Here is a 23,413-nt window from a genome sequence, read left to right on the forward strand (position 1 = left end):
CTTCTGACTAACATCCTGTTGCCCTCCGACAAGCAAATGTTCTGAGCCAAGAAAAGTCCGGTTTTGACTTTTATTGGCTCAGGTTATTTCGTGGAACATCGGCTAAGGACGCCACGTCCGCATGTCTTCGCCGATGGACTCGCCTCCTACGAGTCTCGAGGGGCTAGGCGCTGGAGCTAGATCAAAACATTAGCCAAAATTTAATATTCATAAGACTATCTATCATATTAATTAAGTTCCTTCCTTCTATCGAGCTCAAATCACAAAGTTTAAATGGAACTCTCCCTTCTCGGAAAAAAGCTATAATACAGGATTCATTAGTTTTTATAATTTAAACAAAACAGGCAGTAAGTTATTTTCAACATGAACACAAATCAAACCCATTACTGCTTTATCAGTTAGGGCTTGATTTGTTCATTTCGAATCCATCTATTATTTTCTTACAGCTTCATAAATGAATTCCTGTTTACCGTTGGTCGGTTGTTTACCATATTCGAAATCCGCAGATATGACAACATCAGAAAAACCGACACTCTCTAGCACAAATTTGAATTCTTCTACGCCATACCAACGCAATGCAAACCGCTGTAACTCAGTTTGAATTAATTCGCCATTACGCCATTTCTCATATTTCAGATAAGAAACTTTACATTGATTAAAAATATCTACCTCAACCAGCCTATCTTCCATCGTAATAGTATCGCCATTGGGCATGGTGAATGGAGTTATTTTAGTCTTATCTATAGGCTCTAGACTAATATTGTCTGGCAAAAAAAGGTCTAGAATAAGACGACCACCGGGTTGGAGATGGTCAAAGAGTTTCTTTAATGCTGCAATCGAATCTTCACGCTTTTCAATCAACAAAAATGAGCCAGCAGGGATAATAATAGCTTCATATTTGTTTGGCAAAGAAAGTTCTTTCAAATCTGCTTGATATAAGTTTGGCATCAATCCGCGTTCTTCACAGCGTTGTTGACAAGAAGCCAACATTTCCGGAGAAGAGTCAACACCATCAATTATGAATCCGGATTCAAGAAGCGGAATAATAACTCGTCCGGAACCAACCATTGCTTCAAGAATTCTTCCCTTGGCAGGTTTTAGTCTATCTTTATAGTATTCTATATCTCCGTTAAACGCTTGCCCGATTTTCTTCGTTAAATCATAAACTTCAGTACATAGTTCTCCATAATTACTAAACGACATTCGCTAGTCCCTCCGTGTTTTGTTTTAAGCACGGAAAGGTTCTCAATTGAAGCGTGATTATCCCTTCCGCACCTCTAATATAATTGAAGTCACGAATATTTTTCTCATTATCACAATCATCACTCACTTTCTAGTATAGTATGGATAACCTTATCATAAGGGGAAAAGTACTTCTATACCGAAAACAATTTTAATAAAACTCCCCTTTAGCGCTCCATATCAAGACATTTCAAAAATTTATTAGTTGCAATCTTTTGAAAAATCACCGTTTAAGAAATGATTAGTCATGCAAAAGTTCATTGAGAATTTGGATTTTACTTTGATCTTTATTATCTTTTTTGGTTCGGCGATATCCATCTATTGAAGACCTCTTATATACTTTAAGGTATTCAGAAATCGAGAGTGTACGATATATTGCTCCACTATCTTCGTTTTTCTTTAGATTATTGTAATCTACATCTGCAAACTTTTTTAAGTCCTCATAATAGGAAATACCGATTTTCACATTTCCCTTCTGAAACTCAAGCTCGTGTAAATCAATTAATTCGTATCCTAAACGGCCAAGTACAGCTTCTAATAGTTCCCATTTCTCCTCTAAAAATGTTAAAGGAACGAGAATATCGATGTCTTGCGGAGAAAATTCAATTTCCGTCACCTTTTCAAGTCCCAACGAACCATATAAAACTGGAATAATATTCAACTCTTTATTCATCATTTTCGCAATTTCAATAAATTCGTCATATAAAAACATTTCTTCTCCCCTAATTTGACTAACTCAAGTCTATATAATATCTCACTTCCACCTTTTCTTTACAAAAACCTACTGATTCATACAGCGACAAAGCTGAATCATTCGATGTTAGAACCACCAACTGGGCTGTTTCCAATCCATTGTCTTTTAGATATTTTAGGGCCTTCGCCAGTAAATACTTCGCAATTCCTCGTTTTCTCCATGGTTGACGGACAAAAACATTTTCAATAAACCCATAGGTTCCTTTCTTCCATACCATTAAACTACCTACGACTGTATCTCCCTCGCGTACGACCATAGTTATCCATAGTGGAAATTGTTTATACTCAAACAATCTTTTTAATCCTAACGGGGTTTCAGGCCAAACCTCGGCATCCAATTCCAAATATTTATGTTCTTCATCTGTGGTCTCTAGCTCCCATAGCATAAAGTGGAGATTTTCAGTCAACGAAACTTCAGGGATTGGACAATTTAGATTGCGTCCCATCGTGTACAAGCTATTTAGATTACGAAAACCCTTGCGTTCGGTAAAAAACTTATTATTAGCAGTCTCATCGGATTCATTACCTATACAGAGGATTGTTCTGTACTCATTGGATAACGATTGCTTCAGTTCCTTCGCACGAGAATAAAGACAGTGATACACTTTGTCCAGCAAATCATAATCATATTCCCTCTCAGGAAGTGTTTTCAGATTAATATAGATCGTATGTTTACTATCTACTGAACGCCCTGGAGGAACCATATCAATAATATCAACTTGTCCCTTTGCTACCATCTTTCCATCTTCAAAGGCACAAAATACATTTTTCCAATTCTCCTCATCGCCAACCCACCAAAATACAACATCACTCCCTGAAGTAACCGTTTGAAAAAATTCCCCAAGCAATGGCATATCTTCCTTTTTAAAATTACGGATTTCAATTTGAGCATCGTGAAATTGTGTTAAGCGATCCAGTTTAATACACCTCTCTATAATAAGAAAATTTGCAGTTTATTGAAGCGTTCTCCCCACCTTAGCATAAGGGCACAAGTACTTCTATACCGAAAACAATTTAAATAAAAATCCCCTCAACCATGCTTTTAGTCGTTCCATGTCAAGACCCAAACTACCTAAACTGTTCCCTTGAAACTTATGTTACCAAGCCCTTACTACTTTTCCATGTTCAAATCTTTCAAACAAAAATGTAAGAATTCTCTTAGCTGCATAATCAGCCGACTTTAACTCTTTTCTGTTCACAGTATCTTTATGCATATCCGTGTCAACCATGCCCGGCCGAATCGCCATGATTTTAACATTCTTTGTTTCTATTCCAATACTTTTTGTGAAAGTTTCAAGCCCTGCCTTCGATGTGGAATAACAACTTCCACCAGGAGATAAATTAAATGAGGAACCAGATGAAACATTTAAAATTCTTTTTTCAACATCATATTGTTCAGTGTGTTTGATAAAACTCGAAGTTAAAATCATTGGGGAAAGTAGATTGACATTCATTAGTTTTATAATAGAGTCTGGTTCTGTCTCTTCAATCTTTTGCGAAAAAACTAAGCCTGCATTATTAATCAGCGATAAAGACTCAACAACAGAAGAATCAACCTTCTCAACGATTTTCCGCATCAGCTCTTCTATTTCATATACATTGCTTAAATCACATTGGAAATAATCCAATTTAGCGTTTCTCGAGTTTGCCAGTGAAATGAGTGAATCATTTCTCTTCCTTGAAACACATATCACATGGTGATTTTTTAATAATAATTTTTCACATATCGATTCGCCTATCCCTCGTGAAGCTCCCGTCAAAATAAAATAATTCACTTTATCACCCTCATTTTCTTTGAGTAATTCGGTTGCTGTTTTTTTCGGATAACTAACTTAATGAATATGCAATGTAAGATGGAACCTTAATATGACTATTTTTGATAAGATGATAAAAGATAAGTTTCAAGCTCGCGGAAATTAGTTATTCTATCCTTCTCATCACTATGTTTATCATTCCTGTCTAATAATAATGATCGGATTCCATATTTCTTGGGCTCAATAAAATCATTTATATAGTTATCTCCAACAAACAAAATTCCGCTTGGGTTTGAATGGGATTTCTCTATTGCCTCTTTGTAAATAGTAGGGTGTGGCTTTCTCCATCCATTGTCAACTGACGTAATTACAAAATCAAAATAATTATTTATTTTGTTAATCTTAAGAAGCATTTCAATCCCACTTTCAACCTTAAAATTAGACACCACTCCTAGTCTAAAATGAGTTGCTAATCTCGGTAATACTTCCTGTACTTCTTTCTTCACATAACACCTTGAAATATAATTCTCCCAATAGTTCTTTAATAATTTCTTCTTAATCTCAGCGCTTAGATCATTATTGATTGAATGATTCATTTCAATTAACAAGCTAAAAATTTGTTCCATATCATATTCTTTATGTGTAGGTAATTCACAATTAAACTTCTTTCGTGCCAATTGATGAGTTTGAAAAAACTCATCAAAACTATCCCAATATTCTTCTGTTCCGGAACCGTTAAAAGCCCAAAAGGAATAATCTCTAGGATCTGGTATATCAGTCAAGTCAACAAGCGTTTCCATACAGTCAAATAATATGCAGTGAATGTTAAGTGGTTTAAAAGACAACATAACACCTCCAAACTATTAAACTATAATAATATTCAATGTCTTTTCCGCGAACAAGCACTGGGCTTACGATCATGTATAAGTAGTTCTCTTTAAGATATTTAATAGAAACAGATCTAAATTAACTCAATATCAAATTGATAAGATTAGATTATTTATTCCTAATAATTATTAAATGGTGATAATTAATGACCTTCAATCCCTTTGACGTTGCATTTTTATCAAAAATTTCTTCAACATCTTTTAGACATTTCTGCCAGGCAACATTCTTTAAGGTCTGGCTTTGCCCAAAGCATTTTTTGATTAAAATATCCTCTGGAGTAGATAGATACTCTACTTCCTCAATAACTTCAATATCCAGGTCTGTTAATTCATTCATTTTATAGTTATTTTTAATAAGCTCAAGGTCAAACGGATTTACAGGCAGTGGATGATATAAACCGGGAAATTGTCTCCGGAGCCCTCCATCAGTTCCACCGTGAAAAAGCCCGATAATAATACCGCCTGGTTTCGTTATCCGAGAGGCTTCCTCGTACAACCAAGGACCTTTTTTTGTATACACTAAGTCAAAATACCGATCGGGAAAAGGTAGTTTTTCATCTGCATGAACGTTTAAAAAACGAATTGAATTTGTAGGTTTATTTTTATTTGCTGTTTCAATAAAGCCATTTATAACATCTATGCCAACAACTTCTTTTGCCTTTGCTGCCCATTGATATGTAAATTCACCGTGGCCGCATCCAATATCAAGGATTCTCGTGTTCTTTCCCACATATTTAGATATTCTTTCGGCCAATATCATCGCTGCCGTTGGTTCAGCAAATTGTGATTTCCAAGGGTAATTATATTCTCCAATCTCCGTACCTAATTGCTTATACCATTGTTCACTATGAGGGGGTATCCATTCTGGATGTTTCATTACATCATACAACACTTTTTGACTTCCCATTTCTATCCGCCCCTTTCCAAACAAAAAGTCAGCTTACTCTTTGTATAAAATTGGATTACTTTAACATTCTAGAAAGAAAAGTGTTTTTTTCTTATTTTAGTTTCGTCACATATGTACCAATCTATGATATTAATAATGTTCAACAAACGTTGGAGTCTTATAACTTTCCCCATTACTGATCCATCGAGCTAAAGTGTCCCTCGTTGGTGCACCCATTATAAAATTCACATCGTCTTTAGGATGCTTATCATAATCAGTTATTTCGGATAGTGGAACCCATTGAATACCTATTTGATGTGCGTCTGGCGTGTCTCCCACCTTGGCTTCGTTATCTGATGTAATTTTGCATAGGAACGTAAAATCAATCTGATGTATCCCCTTATCTTTTTCAGGAAATAATGAATCCCTCTCAGCGATAAATTCATTCAAAAATAAAAGTTGTTCAACTTCAACTTCTAGACTTACCTCTTCACCCACTTCCCTTTTCAAAGTATCGAATATGCTTTCACCGTGCTCCTGTCCACCACCGGGAAGAACATAAAATTCTCCCTGGACACCCATCCTTTTTAAAACAAGTAAGCAATTCCCATGAATAATTATTGCCCTTGCGGCAGTTCTAATTGCCATTCTAAACACCCCATTACTTAATTTTAACTACATAAGTGTATTAGTCATTTTCCTACTATAAATCTATTCCTTCCATTTTAAAAAAAGAATTTCACGAATTGCTTAACCTATTTAAATCTGCAAGTATCCACTGAGTGGCATCCAACACATTGTCTACAACATGATCAAGCGCTATCTGTTTGTTAGATTGTTCTTGCAATGACTGTAAACCTCTACCTGTTTTCACTAATATCTTTTTTGAACCAACATTAGCAGCAGATACCATATCACTCCATCGATCACCAACAATATAACATTTTGTCAAATCCAAATTATGTTCCTTTTGAGCCTGCCACAATAACGTTGGTTGAGGTTTCCGACATTCACAATTTTCTTCTGGAGTGTGGGGGCAATAATAAATGCCATCTAAAAAGGCGTTCTTTTCCTTTAAAGCTTCCATCAACTTACCGGTGCCTTCTAAAAATGTTTGTTCTGAAAACTTTCCCATCCCGATCCAGCTTTGGTTGGTGAAGAGATATACTTTGATTCCTTCGTTATTCAAGCGCTTAATTGCTTCTGCTGAAAAATCATAGAGAGTAAATTCAAATGGATGGACACCTCCGCCATCACCACCGATCGTGCCATCCCGATCAAGAAATACACCAGTCATTTTAACAAATCACCACCCACTCATAATGGTCTATCTATCCTCCCATTAATTCAGCTCTGTACAGTATTTTACAACCCCTTCTTGCCATTCTTTTAGCCATTCTTTAAACCTAAATTATTTAATAGCAGCTAAAACATTACCTCTAATAGAATTGGAGCTTTTTAGTTAGTATTATCATTGTTTTTTTATAAGGTCGTCTATAGCATTTGGATATAATGGTTTACTTAATTCAAGAATTGCCTTTGCATATTCTTGAATTTCCTTCTGAGCATCATGTTCTAATCTTTGATTTAGAAAATGACAAACCGACTGTAAGGATGCAGTCCAATACCAACGTACATACATTCCATATGCAGGGAGAAATAATCTCGCTTGTTCTGGACATATTCCATCTTTCAGGGCTGATTCATATTTGCGTAATCCCTCGTCAACATAGGCCATAAGTTCACTGCTATATTTATCACCAATTTCCAAAGTAACTATTTCTCCACTGCCTTGCTTAGAATTTTTTGGTTTACTTCTCCATTCTTTACTTGAAGGAATATAAAAAGTAGGCTCTTCTGTTATATATCTTCGACTTGATTCATTCCAAGCATCTAAACTATCTCCTGTACCCTCTTGGTGAGAGGAACCAATTACATACTTCCACCATTGTCTGGCTACCATGAGTGGTGCATACACTTCAAATTGCATGATTACATGTCTAAATGGAGAAGTATGGCCTTCTCTAGCTAAAAATTTAATCAACTTAATATCCTTTTCATTCAATTCTTTGGATTCTTTTGCATAAGAAACTCTAGCAGATTTTACTACAGTCAAATCTGAACCCATATGATTTACAAGTCGAACATAGCCCTTGTCTAATACGTTTATCATATCCATTTGGTTGGCACTCCTCTATTTTTTTCTACTATTTACTTAAAAAGTCGTTCGCCAGGAAAGTCATTATTTTCTATCCAGTTTTTTCAATAAATCGATCATCTCGTCATTTTGTTTATTCGCTTTTCTTAACTGGATTTCTATGCTAAGCATGATGGTGGCGCTTACAATAAGGACTATAAGGACCATTTGAATCTCTCCTGTATTTATCAACTCTTTTTCACTCTTGACAAAAAGTAAATAAGAATATTCGCAACTGAAAAGCCTGCAATCGCTAAGAACAAATAAGAACTTACAGCATCCCCACCTAATCCAAGCTCATCTACAATAATTCCATTGAAAAATAACAGTTGGGCTGAAACCAATACTAAAATGAAGGATAGGCTCAGTACCGTGACTCCGTTGATCAATTTCTTTCGGACTTTTGGGATAATAACTCCTAAAAACAAGAGTAACGTCATAAGCAAAATAGTCCAAAAAATAGGTCTAAGCAAAGTGAATACACCTAAGGTTTCGAAAGATTCGTAACTATACATTTCTCTTCTCCTTGATTGTATTGGTTCAGCTTCGATTTAAAACATCCAGGTTTAGTTTCACTGTACTCTCCCACCAAATATCTCTATTTCCATTCAGGTAATTTGCAATTAAATGTCTGAAAGGATAAGGCTGCAAATGTTGCTGATCTAAATTCCTTCCGTGCCACCAGAAAAATTCAAGATGCGGTTCGATTGCGATTGGATTGGTATCAAGACGTAAGTCACTACAATGGACTTCAAATACCTGATTGATTTCGCAATGAACGACTTGATCTAGTTCCCATTTATGTTCAACTACACCGAGAAAACGTCCCACTGTACAAGGAATCCCCAACGCTTCATTGATTTCTCGTTTCAATGCATCTTTGGCGCTTTCTCCAAACTCGATATGGCCCCCAGGTAAAAAAGTGTTTGTCTGCCCTTCGCTTTTGCGAGTAATATTTTATCGTCGCAAATGACCAGACCTCTTGCTAAGTGATGAAAGGGTTTTTGCAAAATCAACTTCCTCCTACTCTTTAACTAAGTATTTTCCTGGATCCATAAACGTAATTTTTCGGCATAGAAAGGACGTTGATCTGGTTCAGTCCCATCCCCTTTGGTTAAATAGAGTGTATCGTTTGCATATCTCGGATAAACGTGAAGATGATAATGCCATACATCTTGGTTTCCAGCAGGCTCATTATGTTGTCGAGTAGAAATTCCATCACATCCATATGTATGTTTCATCGCAAGCGCCGCCAATTGAGCAGCACGATGGATTTCTGCCGCCAGTTCTACTGGCAGTGTATACATATTCTCAAAGTGTTCATTCGGAATAACGAGAACATGCCCTTTGTTATTCGGCCACCATTTGCTTGCGATAAATGCCGTTACATGTCTATTTTGATAGATAATGTCTCTTTGTTTTGTTCCTTTATTTGGTCTTTCATTTCCTGACACAATTCGACAAAATGGACATTCGTATGCTTCAGGTTTATGTGAGAAAGACATCTTTATCTCTCCTATTCTAAAGATTGAAGAGGGCTGGTTCCCAGTCTTCTAAAAGTGCCCAATTAATCTGTGGATTTCCATTTAACGAGCTCATTGAGCCTACGTATGTTTTTTCAGTCGATATTCCTAATTCCAAGTAATGTTTCGCAATTTCAATGGTAGTCGCTGAAACATCCAATGGAAATAGCTCCTCCCATTAATGTACTATTCAAATTTACAATTTTACTCGTGAAGGCGCCTTCAACAGATTGAATATCATTGGTTAATCTTGACATAAGTTCTCCGCTTTGTCGTGTATCATAGTATTCAAGAGGCATATGTATTAAATGATCAATAAATCTTAATCTCATCTGGCCAATTATGTAATTCGTTCGTGTTGAAAGTAAATAATTTAAATAGAACTCTATCACCATAAGGACAAATATAAAAACTGTGATACTAATAGAAATGAGTATAATTTCCGAATCGGCCCCAGTTACTGCGTCGATGATTAGTTTTAATAGCCACGCAAAAAGGACCGTCTGGGTCAGAGTCAGCACTCGAGCACACATTAACATAGAAAAATAGTATTTTCTATGTTTGCCAAGAAGGGAAAGTAGTTTAAAAAATTGATTATCTTTTATTGTTCTAAACAACCTGACACCTCCTATTGTCATTTATTATGCGAATAAATGGCGGTACATTGCGTTTTGTTGTAAAAGCATTTCATGTGTATCATCTGCTATAATCCTTCCACCCTTCAATACTAAAATTCGATCTGCGCTTTTCACTGTAGTAATTCGATGGGCGATGATGAATGTTGTTCGTCCTCTTCTTAAATGCAATAAACTTTGCTGTATCTTCCTTTCTGTCTCTGTATCTAAAGCAGAAGTTGCTTCATCTAATAGTAATATGGGGGCATTTTTTAGAAGTGCTCTTGCGATTGCAATTCTTTGGCGTTGTCCACCTGATAATGTCACTCCATTTTCTCCAACGATTGTCTGATAGCCCTCAGGGAGCCCTATTATAAAGTCATGAGCAAACGACATTCTCGCAGCATTTTGAATCTCATCCCATGATGCTTGTTGATCTCCACAGCGAATATTCTCCGCAATCGAACTAGGAAATAAATGGATATCCTGAGAAACAACGGCCAATTGTTGACGTAATTCACTAGGAATCCACTCATCGATTTCTCTTCCGTATACATATACCTCTCCGTTTTGTATAGGGTAAAACAATGTTAGAATATCTATGATTGTGCTTTTCCCTGATCCACTTAATCCTACTAAGGCCACCGTCTCATTATGATAAATATGAAACGTTAAATTATTCAATACAGCTATTTGTTTGTTATAGGAGAACTGCACATTCCTAAAATGAATAATCGGGGCAGTCATTTCCTTATTAAGTAAAGAAAGATCTATTGGCTTACCGGTTTGACGCTCCAATGGATAATCAAACAACTCATAAATCCGTCTAAATCCGGAAATACTTGTACGAAATTGAGAAAACAAATGAAGGATCTGACTAATAGGCCCTGATAGGTATTGCATAAGGAAAATAAAAGCAACAAGATCTCCTGCACTCATATTCGTATTCATTGCTAAATAGCCCCCGAATATGGCAATAATTAAATAAGGGGCCACAACAAGAAACGATGTGATCGCATGTATTAAGAAAGTTCGTTTCGCAATTTGGCGTTTCCGCTCCATTATCTCCTTTACTTCATCTGCATACTTTTTGTAATACGTTTGCTGCAAATTAAATGATTTGATCATGGCTATGCCTATTATCGTTTCTCTAACCATGGTGTTTGCTTGTCCTTCTCGTGTCTGCACTTCAAATGAAAACCGTTCAATGAAGCTACTAATTTTACTAACAATTCTCGTGATAATAGGCATCAAGATAACCGTACAAATAGCGAGTAACCAATTAATGGTTAATAAGTAAAGAAATGTCCCTAGAAAAAGCACAGGCTGTAAAATCATGTTATGGAAAGTATTCTTAAAAAAATCCTGAATTAATCTTATATCATTCGTCATCCGGGAAATGATATCACCTGAATGACTGTTCTCCAATGTTGGCACCTGAAAACGTAACATTCTATGAATGACAGTCTGATTCAAACCTTTAACAATCCCACCGCTAAATACATTTGTTGCATACTTAGAAACATATTCCGAAATAGCTCCAACTAAAATAACCGGGAGAATAAGAAAAGCTGTATAAAATGTTTTTGTCCAATCCCCATTTAAAGCCGTATCCGTCATTATTTTGAGAAAGTGAGCATTGACAATGTTCACTACACCAACCGTAAGCACTCCAATCATTACAAATATAAGCCACTTAAAATATGGTTTTAGATATTGAAATACCCACTTGATAAATGCGTGTTCCAAGGCGATTCACCACCTTTAATATGGATTACTACCCGCTCCAAGACTATAGTGACAACCCTGCTTTCCAAGACTGACGTTGCTTAGCATTTCATGACTTGAGTTAAATTTCCTCAAGTCACTCACCATTATCTTCCTTAAGGTAAGGGAATTTATTTCCTTTTAACAAACAGCTGAAGAGCAACAATGATAGCAAATATAGCAACACAAATAGTACTAATCATAGTTATCCAAAAGTGAAATGGGATGGCCCCTTCCCCTACGGGGCCTATCCTGGGTCTGTTAATTTCATAAAAACTCCATATAACCGCAATGAGTAACATGATACCTGAAAATAACAAGAAATATTTCCTCATAGATTCCCTCCTTTTTTTTGTGCCACGAGCATGTTCCATGGAATTCTTGTATGTCATAAAATGAAGATGTGTCTATATTTTTTGTTCTAATGAAATTTGAGCATAATAATATTTACATATGTAAGGGTATTCAAAATAGAGCTACCTAATTTAATTTGGAAGGTGACTGCACTAAATGGATATTCTTCTCTTAATTATATTTGGCGCTAAATCGATTAACTCATTTCCGTTCACTTCTTTTACAATATTGAACCACGCATCATTAATAGTATTGGGGAACATTGCTCCAGCAATAGCAGCTCCCATAGAGGCAACTGAATCTGTATCTCCACCTATATTTGCTGCTAAAAGGGGGGGCAACCATAATTATAAATTCTATACGGCTCACTAAATTCCTTCAAACTCAATCATCTCAGCAATGGTTTCAGCAGTCGGTTTCCCCATGATTTGCTCTACAAGGTAGATAGCCATATTGATTCCAGATGAAACGCCTCCAGAAGAAATAAGATTCCCATCATGCACAACTTTACGGTCCCTTATCACTTGAATATCGGGATATTTTTGTTGAAGGATTTTCCAGGTTAAATGATGAGTGGTGGCCTTCCTGCCGTCTAGTAAACCAGTTTCTCCTACAATATACGCCCCAGTACAGACTGAACATATATACTCAATATCCTTATGTGCCAGAATCCAATTACATAGTTTCTGATTATTAGCCATCGATTGGACTACTCGCAATGGTCCTCCTGGAACGATGAGAATATCCAATTCAGGACAGGTCTCCATACTAAAATCAGGTTTTATTCTTATACCAGAATGCGTTTTTATTTCATTTCCTGTCTCAGACACCGTAAATACTTCAAATGGCCTTGTTGGCAATAATTGCTTTTTATAAAGGGTAATTGTTTGTTCTACTTTGTTATTAGCCGTTAATGACAGCACCTCTGCCGGCCCAGCAAAATCCAAAACATCGACATAATCGAATAGGACGATTCCTACTTTTCTCTTTCTCATGTATTGCTCCCCCTTGCTCCCACATGAAAACTCTTTTCTCCTGTTGGTCATCTATTCATTTCTCTATTTTTATAAAGCTATTTCTCTCATAAATATTCATTAGCTGCTTTAATGCGTAAAAACATGGTCACAATCGTACCATTATTACGATTGCACGAATGTTGTTACCCGCAATATATCATATTTTGAAGGAAAAAGAACGAAATCCTCCCAGATTATAGCAAAAAATAGAAGTTCTTCCAGTCATCTATGAGATCATGCTAGAGATGCAATAGCTCCAAAACCACTAAAGCCACTTTACAAATAATAAATTTTAGACAGTGCTACCTCCTCAAATCTCCTTGCCATTTATCCATATTCCTTTATACTATACATATGGAGGTGAAAAACATGGAACAAGAAACCATGCTAAAAGAAATACTACATGCGTTCAAGCTTCATGCTGAACATATTGATCAGAGATTTGAACAGATGGACCAGCGGTTTGAGCATATCGATAAGAGGTTTGGACAGATGGAAAAAAGATTTGAACAAATGGATAAGAGGTTTGATCGGTTAGAAAAAAAGGTTGATGGTGTCCGTTTGGATTTAACAGATACACAGAAAACCACGAATTTTTTGCTAGGTAAAGTAGCTCACCACGAAGAAAAACTTCTAGAATTATCTCTGCAGCACCAATAATACCCCATATTGTATATTTCCAATTACCAATATCTCTTCACTTCAAATTACTGGAAGGAAGAGATGTTTATTACTAACGTAAGTTTCCAAATAGAATACTGAATGCTCGATGAATGAATTACTTTTTAATTTAAGCATTAGCTACTTTGTTGTTGTATTAGAAAATAAAATAAAGCTTTTTATACACTCCCAAACCGTTTGTTTAGTATGTAAATAACCGTTATTTAATCCGTAACTTAGAATGAATTTTCATCTATAAAGGGGAGACCAAAATATGGTTGGTGTTTTTGCAGCAATTACGGATAAGGATAATAGAATTTTATTAACTAAAATCAGGTATGGCTCTCGTAATTGGACATTTCCTGGTGGTCACCTCGAAGAGAATGAATCACCCATAGACGGTGTAAAAAGAGAAGTGTTAGAAGAAACAGGTTATGTTGTAGAGGTAAATAATCTTATTTCAACTTATTACTCTTCCTCGAATGACAATTTGGTTTTTCTATTTAAAGCGACCATCATAAATAGGATCCAGTGGGAGCCAGATGAAGAAATAGAACAAGTGCAGTTCTTCGAACGGAAAAAGTTACCCGAACAAATTCATCCGTGGAATATTAAAAGAATGGATGATGCGCTAGAAAATAAAATAAGTCATTTTCATATTTTTGATTAGAGTTCTTTACAGTTATGTAGGGTTTGATAGCTATATTTGATGATAGAACGATTCACGCTGGTTATGCTTTCAACAACCATAGCTATGGCAAAAATATTTTAAAGGAGGTTAGTGTCACGTAGTTGTTGACAGACATATTGTGAAGAAAATACTTCTTAGTTTTAATCCAGAGCATTTTTCTCCGATTCCAAAAGGTAAGAAAAAATTTGAATATCGCACTCGGTTTGTAAATCAAGAAACAATCGCATACCTGTACCTAAGTTCTCCTGTAAAGAAAGTAGTAGCTAAGATTCATTTTGGTGAAAAAATATTACTTTCAGATCTAAAGCAAAGATTTAATGAAGACAAATCAGTTATAGCGAGAATAGATGATTATATTCATAACTACAATAAAAATTATGCCATTCCAATATTGTCCTTTCAAGAATTGGAGAGCATTTCACTTTCTCAAATCAGAGATCAAATTAATCCTAACTTCATGCCTCCTAGATCTTATAAATATATTGATACAGATGAACAATTTTTAAAGATACTTGAAAATTTAAATGATAATGGAAAACCACTCATATTAGACCATAGTTGTATTCATTCTAGCGATGTATGCATTAATTAGTAAAATATTGATGAAAATTAAAAGTCTGTCATATACAATGTTCTATGCCTCAGTTGTATATGACAGGCTCCTTATATTTATAAAATGCGCCATAAACAAAGACGTCTGGTCAAAAGGCAAATCTAGTGATCATTCAGAGTTAATTCCTCAACGATTGTTTGAGCACCGTATTCAGCGCTATATAATAATTCAAGCAGTTGTTCCGCTGTTTTGTCAGGTGTTTGCAAATTCCCTTCGCTATGTAGCTGTTTAAAAAGTTCAACATGTGGAAACTTCTCTGTACTAGTAGATCGGATTTCAGTTTGCAATTGTGTATCGATCATACCCGGATAGACTGAAACAATCTTCACTGGATGGGATTTGTCTTTTTGTTCTAGGTGAATACTTTTTGAAAATGAATCTACCCCTGCCTTGGCAGTACTATAGGCACTTTGAGAAGGAAGCAAATATTTAGCGGATCCAGAGGAGATATTTAGTATCCGTTTGTCTACCTTTAGGTGATTGGTGTGCCTTATAAAATTTGCCGTAAACAAATATGGTGCAAGTAAATTCACATTAAAATTTCGAATGATCTCTTCGCTTTCATTTTCCTCAACCGGACCAATGGGAGATAGTATGCCTGCATTGTTTATTAAATAAATAGAATTGATGTTTTGTTCATCCACTAATGTAAATATCTTTTGAAAAAGATGATCAATCCCAATTATTTCATTAAGATCGAACGAAAAATAACTAATATGAGCAGGGTATTCCTTTTCGATATCCACAAAATTATGCTCATTTCTAGAAATACAAATAATATGGTGATCCTGATTATGTAACAATTGCTTTACCAGCGATTCGCCGATACCTCGTGATGTTCCCGTTATAATAAAGTACTTCACTTTTATCCCCCACTTTTAAAAATTCTTGCCTATATTTTTGCCTCTTCTACTAATACACTATTGACCGTTTCCTTCCAAACTGCTTTATATTCAATCTCAAAGCCCAGCATAATAGACCTTGAAATGTTATCCATGACAAGTGCTAAGATTTTCGCATAATGATCAATATTTACCGCTATAATCACTCCCTCTTCCTTGCCTTTTAAAAGAATATTTCTAAACCCATTTGCAAATTCACCCTGAACACCTATTAAGTGTTCTTTAAATACAGGATTTCTACTAGCGATTAATGTAAATTCATTTAAGACCTTTAATAAAGTATAATGATCGTCTTCCTTAATCGGAAAGCTGTCTAATCCAAATTGATAAAGCTTTTCTCCAAAATTTTCTTTGGTCCAACCTTTCATAGGAATGTCGCCTTGAAACGGATGATCTCGCAAAATGAAATGAAAAGCTTGTTCCACTAACTCTTCTTTTGATGAAAAGTGATAATAAATAGAAGGCTTTGTAATCCCTACCTCCTTTGCAATCTGGGCAAGGCTCGTTTTCTCAATGCCATGGATTGTAAACAGACTTATAGCAGCTTCAAGTATTTGTACAGATGTTAATTCCTTTTTCTTGATTGTTGTCCTCTCCTTTATGATGTTATAGATCGTATTTTACCTAACGGTAGGTAAAAAATCAACAGTGAGAATCCTTTCATGCTAATCAAATTCAAATTCACTTTTCTCAAGAAAGCTTCCTTCATTAGACGTTTTGATGATGATGTTAAATTGCTGACTGTATGGGTGCATAAATACCTCATATTGAATGCGGCGCTCTTCATGGGATTGTTTTAAATATTCAAGGTCGGTTCCTCTTTCAATAATATCCCGGCTCGTCCTTCTCTTAAATTCTGTTTCACCATCCGTATAAAAGTAGATATTCAAATCAAATAAATCCTGGTTGATAAAGGCAACACTCATCCCCTCCACAATCGTGATCATCTTGTCCGCAGATATAAGTTTACTCTTCATATAATGCGTCTCGATTGTATATAAATCGAGGCCTGCTTTTATCATCTGAACATCTCTTTCTAAAGAGGGCAGATGGTGAGCAGCCGGATGGCAGGCCGTCATCTTATAACGGTGATTTTTATTTTGATACGTATAGTCGATTGCACCTTTTTTCCGTATCGCCGAACTCACAATATAGGGATCTGTATTCATATAGTTCACTTCATTTTGATCTAACTGACTTATGAGCTTATTGGCAAAGGTTGTTTTTCCAGCAGCCCCATGCCCGGAAATGCCGACCACAATCCGTTGATCTGTCTTGGTTGACCACGCAATTATTTGCCTTATTAACCTATCCATTGTCTTCCCCCTTGTTAAAATAAAAATGATAGTATGAATGTCCATCATACCACCATTTCTTTAAAATTCATTTTGTTTTTATAAAAATGTATATCCATTATCCATTCACAACTTGTCCACCATTTACATGAATGACTTGTCCAGAAACATAGGATGCGTCTTTTGAAGCTAAATAGACATAAGCTGGAGCTAACTCAGAGGGTTGGCCAGGTCGTTTCATCGGCCCATCTGTTCCCCACGAGTCTAGCTTGTCTTTTGGGAATGTTGCCGGGATAAGTGGTGTCCAAATTGGTCCTGGGGCTACACCATTCACTCGAATACCTTTGTCGAGAATTTCTTGATTTTGCGATAATGACCGTGTAAAGGCAACGATCGCTCCCTTTGTAGCAGCATAATCCATGAGGACTGGGTTCCCTTTGTAGGCTGTAATGGATGTAGTATTTATAATCGCAGAACCTTCATTTAAGTGCTTCATCGCTGCTTTGGTCAAATAGAACATCGAAAAGATATTGGTCCGGAAAGTACGATCCAATTGCTCGTTCGTAATATCTTCGATCCGTTCACAAACATGTTGCTCACCCGCATTATTGACAATGATATCAAGGCTTCCTAAAGTATCGACGGTTTGTTTGATTACCTGCTGACAGAAATCTTCATCGCCTACATCTCCCGCGATTGTTAAACACGTCCGACCATGTTTTTCAACAAGCCTTTTCGTTTCTTCAGCATCCTTATGGGCCTCATAATAGACAACTGTGATATCGGCGCCTTCCTTCGCATACGCGGCTGCAACCGCCTGACCGATTCCACTGTCACCACCTGTAATAATGGCCACCTTGCTCTTTAATTTATCGCTGCCCTTATAATCGTCATCTTCAATCTTAGGCTGAGGATTCATTTTCGCTTGATTATCAGGCTCCAAATAATTGTCTTGAGGTTCTTGTGTTTTCAGATCTGGTGCTTGATTATTCTTCATGGAATCTCTCCTTTTCCTAGGATAATGTAAATTCTTTACCCATAAAAAAGAAAGCTAAAACAATCGGAATGATGACCAGGCACTGCTTCTGAAATAAACAAATAAGATCAGTAACAAGTATAGTAAATTCAATTAAATAGTGATTTATTGTAAAAAACGTAAAAAGCTCAAAGTTTCATGCTCAAACTTTTCTTTTACAGATTTTCTTCACCTCGAATATCATAGAGGAATAACAATTAAGATTGGTACCATCCTTTTTGATACTGCAAATTTAAATAATCACCAAATTTGAATGCAAAATCAATAAAAGCTGAACCTTTCGCCGTAATAATGTAATCATCTACAACCACTTGAGAATTCACAAAGTTATCTTCGGTAAATGTTCCTAAAAATTCCCTTTGGTCTGCTGTTAATCCCGTTGTGAATTTTTTGTCAGCTAAAATACCGCTCATAGATAAAAAGTATGGAGCACTAGAAATTGCACCAATCAATCGTCTCTGGTCATTAACTTTAAGTAAAAAAGCTGAAAGTTCTTTATGATTAACTAGATGCTCAAAATCATCCACTCCAGGTAACACAATACTATCAATATGTTCTAAATCAATATCCTTAATAGTAGTTTCGGGTATACAGCTTAATCCTGCCTCTCCTTTTACAACCTGATCATCTAATCCGACATACATAGTTCTTTTTCTACCTTGTTGCAATACTGATAAAAGTACTGAAAGTTCATATTCACTAAATCGAGGATATAGTAAAATGACTGTATATTTAAGTTTATTCAATTCATCCTCACCTTTTTTAATGCGATCCCGTCCATTAACGGAAAAAAGTAATTTTGTATATTCTAGCATAAATTAACCTTTACTATTTACTTAAAATAACAAAGTGACAATGGGGATGCTTATTTATTTGTTAAGTAATAATAGATACATTCAATAAGTAATCGAGTATACCTTCCTTTACTGGTATATACTCGCACTCTAATATAAATACTTTCTCCTTTGCATAATTTCTCTAAGACTATCCAACAAAGTTTCCGCAACCTTGCATTCAATATAAAAAAACAGGAGCTGAATCAGCTTGCTTAATCCATACATGCTCCTGCCCATCTAAACCATCCTTGATCCACACTTCCCCTTGTTCATTTTCTTTATTTCGGCGAAACCATGTCAGCTTAGAACCAACAACTTGTGGCTTTTCATCGAGTTCATTCTTTCTTGGAGAGGTTATTTGTGTTTGTTTGTCTGTTTTTATATTAATCGCATATAGTGTTGTAAGCATCGTCGGAACAGGGCCTTCTTTCCACTTCTTGTTCTCTTTTGCCCGTGCTACGATTACGTTTTCTGAGGAGAACCATTCTAAGTCAAGATCAACATATCCTTTAGGTGTATATTCCTTTTGTTGCTTAGAAATTGGAGTGTCCGCAATCGTTGTTTTTTTATTTTCAACGAGGAATCTTCCTTCACCCGAAATATAGGCTAATTGATTGGCTGATGGGGCCCACTTCATCCAATCATCGAATCGCAACATGTTTCCTATCACTTGAAACTCTTTTCCTTGTGATGATAAGACTGCTAATGTATTACTGTCCATTGCCCATGATGCCGTAGGAGTAGCTAAAAAACTAATCCATTTTCCATCAGTACTCCATTTAAAATTGCTCACATCAATCGCAAACAAATCCTTTTCATCTGTTTGGAGAGTGTAAAAAGGCTTAATTTTTTCAACGTTCAGATTGGCATCAGCAGAAATTCTATATAGAGGGACTGGCCCCCAGCCGGTAGGACGCAAAACAGCTGAAGAGGATACGATAAACTCCCGCCCATTCGGAAACCAGGCAAATTCACTCACACCTAATGCAACATTGTCAAACCCTTGCGGACGCCCCCTCTCTGTTTTTGTCACATTTAGTACGCCGTGATCATTGTACGCCAATTGATTTTTAGTCGGAGACCATTGAAAATCAAATGTTTCAACTTCTATATAAGGCTGATAGTTTACTTTTTCTTTTGTGTCATAAATGTATAAAGCTGATTTCCTATCCTGCTGATCCAAGTAGCCAATAAAACGGCCATCATAGGACCACTTCTGGGAATACACATTTTTGCCTTTTGTAACTTGTATTTCTTGATCCCCCTCTTTTATCCATAGCTGCTGGTCGCGGATAAATGCAGCCTTGAGCGGTGGCTCAGCGGAAGCACTTATCGATAAACTGCATAATAGTAAAATGAGTAAGATTCTTGTAGTAGCCATTGATCATCCTCCTGTTAATAGGATGTCCTACTGTATGGCTGCCATCCGACCATGTGAAGCGAAAAAATATTTATTCATCTTCCTCTCCAGCAATAACATGACCTTCTTCATCAAAAGCGGTCACTTCTATTGGCATGTTTACTTTCTCCTTTTCAGTTGTAAAATACCAAAACCACAAGTTATCACGGATTAAAAAACGATTGGGTTGGACATTATTTTCACTATTGATGATGATTGACTTAATCTCATCATTTGCAAATCCACTGATCATTGCAAACTTCTCTTTAGGGGCTTGATCTGCTTGCCAACTGATCAATCCCCTATCCACTTTTTCCTCGTTGAACTCTTGGAAGTCCAATTCATGAAAGGCATTCTTTACCTTCGTGAACTCTTTATTAGTAAGGACTGGCATTACACCTGATTCACTTTCACAAAAAGCGATATTTGCAGATACATCCATAAAACGGAGTTGACTAGAAAGATCAAATTGTTTTGAAGCTTGAACACAGATTTCCTCTTCTGAACTAGTCTCAGGACGTAATACTAAGAAAGAAATGACAGCAATAAATGCTAAACTAAGAATAGTTAATAATATTTTTTTCTTATTCATGCTTATTCGTTCCTCCATTATCCCATTAGTGGAAATGTTCTGATTTTAACTTCCTTAGAGGACTGAGTTACAGTCCTTTTATGGCTCTAAGATGACTACGCATTTTCGCCCTACATATGCTTATAGCTCCATATCCAGATGTACTGTCTGCCAATCTGGATCATCTTCGACCCATCTCTCCGTAAAATCTTTCGTCTTCCAAAATGAAAGCGCACCTGGCAAAAACAGATGGGTATGTAAATACAACTTTTGATAACCGACATCATGACAGAATTGCAATGCTTCTTGAAAAAGCTTCGTGCCAATTCCTAGACGGCGGGCTTGTGGATCGACATAGCATTTTACAATTTCTGCGGTTGACCAGTCCCTGTAAAAAGTTTGTAGCTGTGAAAATCTATCATCATATGGGCAAACACCAATCGTGCCCAACACTTGCCCAGATTGAGAATAAGCAGCATACACAATAGCGTTTTTTCGTTGAAGATAAAATGACCGAAAATGAAGTAAATCTGGAGGTAGTTGATCTTTTGACAACATCGGAAAAACCTCACTTCGAATGCTCATCATAAAGTCGATCACTTGGAGGTATTCATCCTCTTGCACTTTTTTTATTGTATAAACTTCTTGGTTTTTCATAATCATACATCCTTTCCAATTCTGACAGACTATGAACTGATCATTCCTGATCGTTTATCCGTCTGCTCTACTTTTACGTAAATCATAATAGAACTATATATTATCTTTATTAGGTGTGTTATCTTGTATACAAAAGCAGTTAAACTTTAAATCGGTGAGGGCCAAATATGAACAAAGAAGAATATTCACCATATATTTCTTTTAATAGAAAACAATGGACAGCACTTAAAAAGTCTAATGATATCGAACTATCTAATATTGATCTAGACTCCCTGCAAGGGATTAATGTAGATTTGACATTAAAAGAAATTGAAGACATATACATTCCTTTATCACAATTGATTCACTTCCATTACCTACAATATAAGGAGCTTTCCAAAGGGATGAACCACTTTTTGAAATTGGCTAACAAAAAGAGCCCTTTTATAATCGGTATGGCAGGAAGTGTAGCAGTTGGAAAAAGTACAACAGCAAGAATACTTCAGTATTTGCTCTCTCAATGGGGAGATAGACCACAAGTAGAACTAGTCACAACGGATGGATTCCTTTACCCTAATAAAAAGCTAAAAGCGCTAGGATTGATGGAGAAAAAGGGATTTCCTGAAAGTTATGATGTAGCCAAGTTAATTCGATTTCTATCTTTATTGAAGTCTGGAAATGGGCAAGTATCGGCCCCAGTATATTCTCACTTGTCCTACGATATTCTCCCTGATCAAAAACAGAGCATTTGTCGCCCTGATGTAGTCATTCTTGAGGGAGTGAATGTGTTACAAGCCCCAAAGCATAAGGAAGTTGGTGTATTTATATCGGACTTTTTCAACTTTTCGCTATATATTGATGCCGATGAAGCACTCATTGAAAAATGGTATAAAGACCGCTTTAAAATTCTGCGAAAAACAGCATTTCAAAATCCTAAATCCTATTTCCAGCGTTTTTCTAAGCTGTCGGAAAAGGAAGCATTACTGATTGCTGATCGTATTTGGCATGAAACAAACAAAGCGAATCTTTATGAAAATATCTTACCAACCAGGGATAGAGCAGACTTAATTTTAGAAAAAGGAAAGGGACATTTAGTAGAAAATATTAGCATTCGAAAATAGCGATCGTCAGTTCACTCCAGATCTATTCTATCTTGTCTTTAATTTTTTGAATAACGGTCCTATAAAATTTATTTTGGTAAGAAACAAATCGATCTCGTCCTACACTCTCATCGAAAAGGGTTTTGTTTCCTTCTTTATTCATTCTAAACCCTTTTATATCAATTGTGTTTCTTTCACCAGACCAAAGCTCCATAAAATTGTTAAGTTCAACTTTTACGATCCCTGCGACCTCTTCTTCTTGAAGAGTAAAGTCATCAAAGGAGCTGTCACATTTATAGAGAAATACATTTGCTAGTTCCTTATCTATAAAATTATCTCTTATTAAACAATATTCCATTACTCCCAACGGCTCTAATTCTTGAAAGGAAATATCAATTCCCACTTCTTCTTTAATTTCCCTTACACCATCTTGAACGGTTTCATTCTCCAGTAAATGTCCCGCAACGGTAATATCCAAAAGATTGGGGTATTCCTTCTTGGTTTCACTACGGAGTTGCAAATAGATATAATCGATCCCCATTTCATTGCTAATAAACCAACAATGGAAGACTTCGTGCCAATACCCAATCCGATGGACCTCTTCACGAGTAGCAACACCTATCTGCTCTCTGTCTTCATCAAAAATTTTTAATCGTTCATTTTCCATTTACTAAACTCTCC

Annotated in this window: 30 protein-coding genes and 1 pseudogene; 4 read left to right on the forward strand and 27 right to left on the reverse strand. The window is 36.1% G+C overall.

What is annotated here, in order from left to right:
- Positions 1–432 precede the first annotated feature (432 nt).
- The 17 genes from KI375_RS16050 to KI375_RS16125 form a co-directional block, all read right to left on the reverse strand.
- The gene (locus tag KI375_RS16050; protein WP_212974481.1) at positions 433–1,203 is read right to left on the reverse strand and encodes a class I SAM-dependent methyltransferase; all 771 of its coding nucleotides are present in this window, start codon (positions 1,201–1,203) and stop codon (positions 433–435) included.
- A 280-nt stretch (positions 1,204–1,483) separates the two neighbouring features.
- Positions 1,484–1,954 carry a hypothetical protein gene (locus KI375_RS16055; RefSeq protein WP_212974482.1) on the reverse strand — a complete coding sequence of 157 codons (471 nt, stop codon included), beginning with the start codon at positions 1,952–1,954 and terminating at the stop codon, positions 1,484–1,486.
- 19 nt (positions 1,955–1,973) lie between these two features.
- Positions 1,974–2,849, reverse strand: coding sequence for a GNAT family N-acetyltransferase (locus tag KI375_RS16060; RefSeq protein WP_212974483.1), 876 nt, complete (start codon positions 2,847–2,849; stop codon positions 1,974–1,976).
- Positions 2,850–3,092: 243 nt separating this feature from the next.
- Positions 3,093–3,770: an SDR family NAD(P)-dependent oxidoreductase gene (locus KI375_RS16065; RefSeq protein ID WP_212974484.1), complete on the reverse strand. Its 678-nt coding sequence runs from the start codon at positions 3,768–3,770 to the stop codon at positions 3,093–3,095.
- A gap of 95 nt (positions 3,771–3,865) precedes the next feature.
- Positions 3,866–4,594, reverse strand: a complete 729-nt coding sequence (locus KI375_RS16070) for an HAD family hydrolase (protein WP_212974485.1) — start codon at positions 4,592–4,594, stop codon at positions 3,866–3,868.
- Between the two features lie 151 nt (positions 4,595–4,745).
- Positions 4,746–5,543: a class I SAM-dependent methyltransferase gene (locus KI375_RS16075; RefSeq protein WP_212974486.1), complete on the reverse strand. Its 798-nt coding sequence runs from the start codon at positions 5,541–5,543 to the stop codon at positions 4,746–4,748.
- 129 nt (positions 5,544–5,672) lie between these two features.
- Entirely contained in the window at positions 5,673–6,170 is a 498-nt protein-coding gene (locus tag KI375_RS16080) for an NUDIX domain-containing protein (RefSeq protein WP_212974487.1), read from the reverse strand.
- A gap of 91 nt (positions 6,171–6,261) precedes the next feature.
- Entirely contained in the window at positions 6,262–6,819 is a 558-nt protein-coding gene (locus tag KI375_RS16085) for a D-glycero-alpha-D-manno-heptose-1,7-bisphosphate 7-phosphatase (protein ID WP_212974488.1), read from the reverse strand.
- Between the two features lie 174 nt (positions 6,820–6,993).
- On the reverse strand, positions 6,994–7,701 hold the full coding sequence (gene thyX / locus KI375_RS16090; RefSeq protein ID WP_212974489.1) for an FAD-dependent thymidylate synthase: 708 nt from the start codon (positions 7,699–7,701) through the stop codon (positions 6,994–6,996).
- A gap of 63 nt (positions 7,702–7,764) precedes the next feature.
- Positions 7,765–7,887, reverse strand: a complete 123-nt coding sequence (locus KI375_RS27685) for a hypothetical protein (protein ID WP_280528653.1) — start codon at positions 7,885–7,887, stop codon at positions 7,765–7,767.
- Positions 7,888–7,907: 20 nt separating this feature from the next.
- Positions 7,908–8,234 carry a hypothetical protein gene (locus KI375_RS16095; protein ID WP_212974490.1) on the reverse strand — a complete coding sequence of 109 codons (327 nt, stop codon included), beginning with the start codon at positions 8,232–8,234 and terminating at the stop codon, positions 7,908–7,910.
- A gap of 25 nt (positions 8,235–8,259) precedes the next feature.
- Complete coding sequence (locus KI375_RS16100; protein ID WP_212974638.1) at positions 8,260–8,673, reverse strand: NUDIX domain-containing protein; 414 nt, start codon at positions 8,671–8,673, stop codon at positions 8,260–8,262.
- 80 nt (positions 8,674–8,753) lie between these two features.
- Positions 8,754–9,224 carry an HIT family protein gene (locus KI375_RS16105; RefSeq protein ID WP_212974491.1) on the reverse strand — a complete coding sequence of 157 codons (471 nt, stop codon included), beginning with the start codon at positions 9,222–9,224 and terminating at the stop codon, positions 8,754–8,756.
- 16 nt (positions 9,225–9,240) lie between these two features.
- Positions 9,241–9,402 (reverse strand): hypothetical protein, encoded by a 162-nt coding sequence (locus tag KI375_RS16110; RefSeq protein WP_212974492.1) that lies wholly within the window; start codon positions 9,400–9,402, stop codon positions 9,241–9,243.
- Positions 9,377–9,880 carry an ABC transporter transmembrane domain-containing protein gene (locus tag KI375_RS27990; protein ID WP_374706857.1) on the reverse strand — a complete coding sequence of 168 codons (504 nt, stop codon included), beginning with the start codon at positions 9,878–9,880 and terminating at the stop codon, positions 9,377–9,379. The genes KI375_RS16110 and KI375_RS27990 overlap by 26 nt, the downstream gene beginning before the upstream one ends.
- Positions 9,881–9,883: 3 nt before the next feature.
- Positions 9,884–11,605, reverse strand: a complete 1,722-nt coding sequence (locus tag KI375_RS16120) for an ABC transporter ATP-binding protein (protein ID WP_212974494.1) — start codon at positions 11,603–11,605, stop codon at positions 9,884–9,886.
- A 740-nt stretch (positions 11,606–12,345) separates the two neighbouring features.
- Positions 12,346–12,972: a DJ-1/PfpI family protein gene (locus tag KI375_RS16125; protein ID WP_212974495.1), complete on the reverse strand. Its 627-nt coding sequence runs from the start codon at positions 12,970–12,972 to the stop codon at positions 12,346–12,348.
- 390 nt (positions 12,973–13,362) lie between these two features.
- On the opposite strand from KI375_RS16125, the gene KI375_RS16130 reads away from it, so the two are divergent.
- The 3 genes from KI375_RS16130 to KI375_RS16140 all read left to right on the forward strand — a co-directional run bounded on the left by KI375_RS16130 (position 13,363) and on the right by KI375_RS16140 (position 14,936).
- Positions 13,363–13,653, forward strand: a complete 291-nt coding sequence (locus tag KI375_RS16130) for a hypothetical protein (protein ID WP_244852739.1) — start codon at positions 13,363–13,365, stop codon at positions 13,651–13,653.
- A 274-nt stretch (positions 13,654–13,927) separates the two neighbouring features.
- A complete protein-coding gene (locus KI375_RS16135; protein ID WP_212974496.1) occupies positions 13,928–14,323 on the forward strand; it encodes an NUDIX hydrolase in 396 nt (131 codons plus the stop codon).
- A 139-nt stretch (positions 14,324–14,462) separates the two neighbouring features.
- A complete protein-coding gene (locus KI375_RS16140; RefSeq protein WP_212974497.1) occupies positions 14,463–14,936 on the forward strand; it encodes a hypothetical protein in 474 nt (157 codons plus the stop codon).
- A 122-nt stretch (positions 14,937–15,058) separates the two neighbouring features.
- Here the strand turns inward: KI375_RS16140 and KI375_RS16145 are convergent, their stop codons facing one another.
- From KI375_RS16145 to KI375_RS16180, 9 genes and pseudogenes are all read right to left on the reverse strand, one after another.
- Complete coding sequence (locus KI375_RS16145) at positions 15,059–15,820, reverse strand: (S)-benzoin forming benzil reductase (RefSeq protein ID WP_212974498.1); 762 nt, start codon at positions 15,818–15,820, stop codon at positions 15,059–15,061.
- A gap of 29 nt (positions 15,821–15,849) precedes the next feature.
- Positions 15,850–16,227: a hypothetical protein gene (locus KI375_RS27435; protein WP_244852742.1), complete on the reverse strand. Its 378-nt coding sequence runs from the start codon at positions 16,225–16,227 to the stop codon at positions 15,850–15,852.
- A 60-nt stretch (positions 16,228–16,287) separates the two neighbouring features.
- Positions 16,288–16,473, reverse strand: a pseudogene (locus tag KI375_RS27995) (TetR/AcrR family transcriptional regulator); the annotation flags it as partial.
- A gap of 51 nt (positions 16,474–16,524) precedes the next feature.
- Complete coding sequence (locus KI375_RS16155) at positions 16,525–17,175, reverse strand: uridine kinase family protein (protein WP_212974499.1); 651 nt, start codon at positions 17,173–17,175, stop codon at positions 16,525–16,527.
- A gap of 97 nt (positions 17,176–17,272) precedes the next feature.
- The gene (locus KI375_RS16160; protein WP_212974500.1) at positions 17,273–18,151 is read right to left on the reverse strand and encodes an SDR family oxidoreductase; all 879 of its coding nucleotides are present in this window, start codon (positions 18,149–18,151) and stop codon (positions 17,273–17,275) included.
- Positions 18,152–18,387: 236 nt separating this feature from the next.
- Entirely contained in the window at positions 18,388–19,005 is a 618-nt protein-coding gene (locus tag KI375_RS16165) for a DJ-1/PfpI family protein (RefSeq protein WP_212974501.1), read from the reverse strand.
- Between the two features lie 199 nt (positions 19,006–19,204).
- Entirely contained in the window at positions 19,205–20,407 is a 1,203-nt protein-coding gene (locus KI375_RS16170) for a translocation protein TolB (protein WP_212974502.1), read from the reverse strand.
- A gap of 70 nt (positions 20,408–20,477) precedes the next feature.
- Entirely contained in the window at positions 20,478–21,017 is a 540-nt protein-coding gene (locus KI375_RS16175) for a hypothetical protein (RefSeq protein WP_212974503.1), read from the reverse strand.
- 120 nt (positions 21,018–21,137) lie between these two features.
- Positions 21,138–21,653 carry a GNAT family N-acetyltransferase gene (locus KI375_RS16180; RefSeq protein WP_212974504.1) on the reverse strand — a complete coding sequence of 172 codons (516 nt, stop codon included), beginning with the start codon at positions 21,651–21,653 and terminating at the stop codon, positions 21,138–21,140.
- Positions 21,654–21,820: 167 nt separating this feature from the next.
- Here KI375_RS16180 and coaA point away from each other — a divergent pair, with 167 nt between their 5' ends.
- Positions 21,821–22,753, forward strand: a complete 933-nt coding sequence (gene coaA / locus KI375_RS16185; protein WP_212974505.1) for a type I pantothenate kinase — start codon at positions 21,821–21,823, stop codon at positions 22,751–22,753.
- 22 nt (positions 22,754–22,775) lie between these two features.
- On the opposite strand, the gene KI375_RS16190 is transcribed toward coaA, so the two are convergent.
- Entirely contained in the window at positions 22,776–23,399 is a 624-nt protein-coding gene (locus KI375_RS16190; RefSeq protein WP_212974506.1) for an NUDIX hydrolase, read from the reverse strand.
- Between the last annotated feature and the right edge of the window lie 14 nt (positions 23,400–23,413).

Source organism: Bacillus sp. J14TS2 (assembly GCF_018333015.1).
Classification (GTDB): Bacteria; Bacillota; Bacilli; order Bacillales; family Bacillaceae_C; genus Lederbergia.

Bases quoted from the DNA above. Each gene is read 5' to 3' on its own strand.
- KI375_RS16050 (WP_212974481.1), bottom strand. From the start codon at position 1,203: ATGTCGTTTAGTAATTATGGAGAACTATGTACTGAAGTTTATGATTTA.
- KI375_RS16055 (WP_212974482.1), bottom strand. From the start codon at position 1,954: ATGTTTTTATATGACGAATTTATTGAAATTGCGAAAATGATGAATAAA.
- KI375_RS16060 (WP_212974483.1), bottom strand. From the start codon at position 2,849: ATGCCATTGCTTGGGGAATTTTTTCAAACGGTTACTTCAGGGAGTGAT.
- KI375_RS16075 (WP_212974486.1), bottom strand. From the start codon at position 5,543: ATGGGAAGTCAAAAAGTGTTGTATGATGTAATGAAACATCCAGAATGG.
- KI375_RS16080 (WP_212974487.1), bottom strand. From the start codon at position 6,170: ATGGCAATTAGAACTGCCGCAAGGGCAATAATTATTCATGGGAATTGC.
- KI375_RS16085 (WP_212974488.1), bottom strand. From the start codon at position 6,819: ATGACTGGTGTATTTCTTGATCGGGATGGCACGATCGGTGGTGATGGC.
- thyX (WP_212974489.1), bottom strand. From the start codon at position 7,701: ATGGATATGATAAACGTATTAGACAAGGGCTATGTTCGACTTGTAAAT.
- KI375_RS27685 (WP_280528653.1), bottom strand. From the start codon at position 7,887: ATGGTCCTTATAGTCCTTATTGTAAGCGCCACCATCATGCTTAGCATA.
- KI375_RS16095 (WP_212974490.1), bottom strand. From the start codon at position 8,234: ATGTATAGTTACGAATCTTTCGAAACCTTAGGTGTATTCACTTTGCTT.
- KI375_RS16105 (WP_212974491.1), bottom strand. From the start codon at position 9,224: ATGTCTTTCTCACATAAACCTGAAGCATACGAATGTCCATTTTGTCGA.
- KI375_RS27990 (WP_374706857.1), bottom strand. From the start codon at position 9,880: ATGACAATAGGAGGTGTCAGGTTGTTTAGAACAATAAAAGATAATCAA.
- KI375_RS16125 (WP_212974495.1), bottom strand. From the start codon at position 12,972: ATGAGAAAGAGAAAAGTAGGAATCGTCCTATTCGATTATGTCGATGTT.
- KI375_RS16130 (WP_244852739.1), top strand. From the start codon at position 13,363: ATGGAACAAGAAACCATGCTAAAAGAAATACTACATGCGTTCAAGCTT.
- KI375_RS16135 (WP_212974496.1), top strand. From the start codon at position 13,928: ATGGTTGGTGTTTTTGCAGCAATTACGGATAAGGATAATAGAATTTTA.
- KI375_RS27435 (WP_244852742.1), bottom strand. From the start codon at position 16,227: ATGAAAGGTTGGACCAAAGAAAATTTTGGAGAAAAGCTTTATCAATTT.
- KI375_RS16155 (WP_212974499.1), bottom strand. From the start codon at position 17,175: ATGGATAGGTTAATAAGGCAAATAATTGCGTGGTCAACCAAGACAGAT.
- KI375_RS16160 (WP_212974500.1), bottom strand. From the start codon at position 18,151: ATGAAGAATAATCAAGCACCAGATCTGAAAACACAAGAACCTCAAGAC.
- KI375_RS16165 (WP_212974501.1), bottom strand. From the start codon at position 19,005: ATGCTAGAATATACAAAATTACTTTTTTCCGTTAATGGACGGGATCGC.
- KI375_RS16170 (WP_212974502.1), bottom strand. From the start codon at position 20,407: ATGGCTACTACAAGAATCTTACTCATTTTACTATTATGCAGTTTATCG.
- KI375_RS16175 (WP_212974503.1), bottom strand. From the start codon at position 21,017: ATGAATAAGAAAAAAATATTATTAACTATTCTTAGTTTAGCATTTATT.
- KI375_RS16180 (WP_212974504.1), bottom strand. From the start codon at position 21,653: ATGAAAAACCAAGAAGTTTATACAATAAAAAAAGTGCAAGAGGATGAA.
- coaA (WP_212974505.1), top strand. From the start codon at position 21,821: ATGAACAAAGAAGAATATTCACCATATATTTCTTTTAATAGAAAACAA.
- KI375_RS16190 (WP_212974506.1), bottom strand. From the start codon at position 23,399: ATGGAAAATGAACGATTAAAAATTTTTGATGAAGACAGAGAGCAGATA.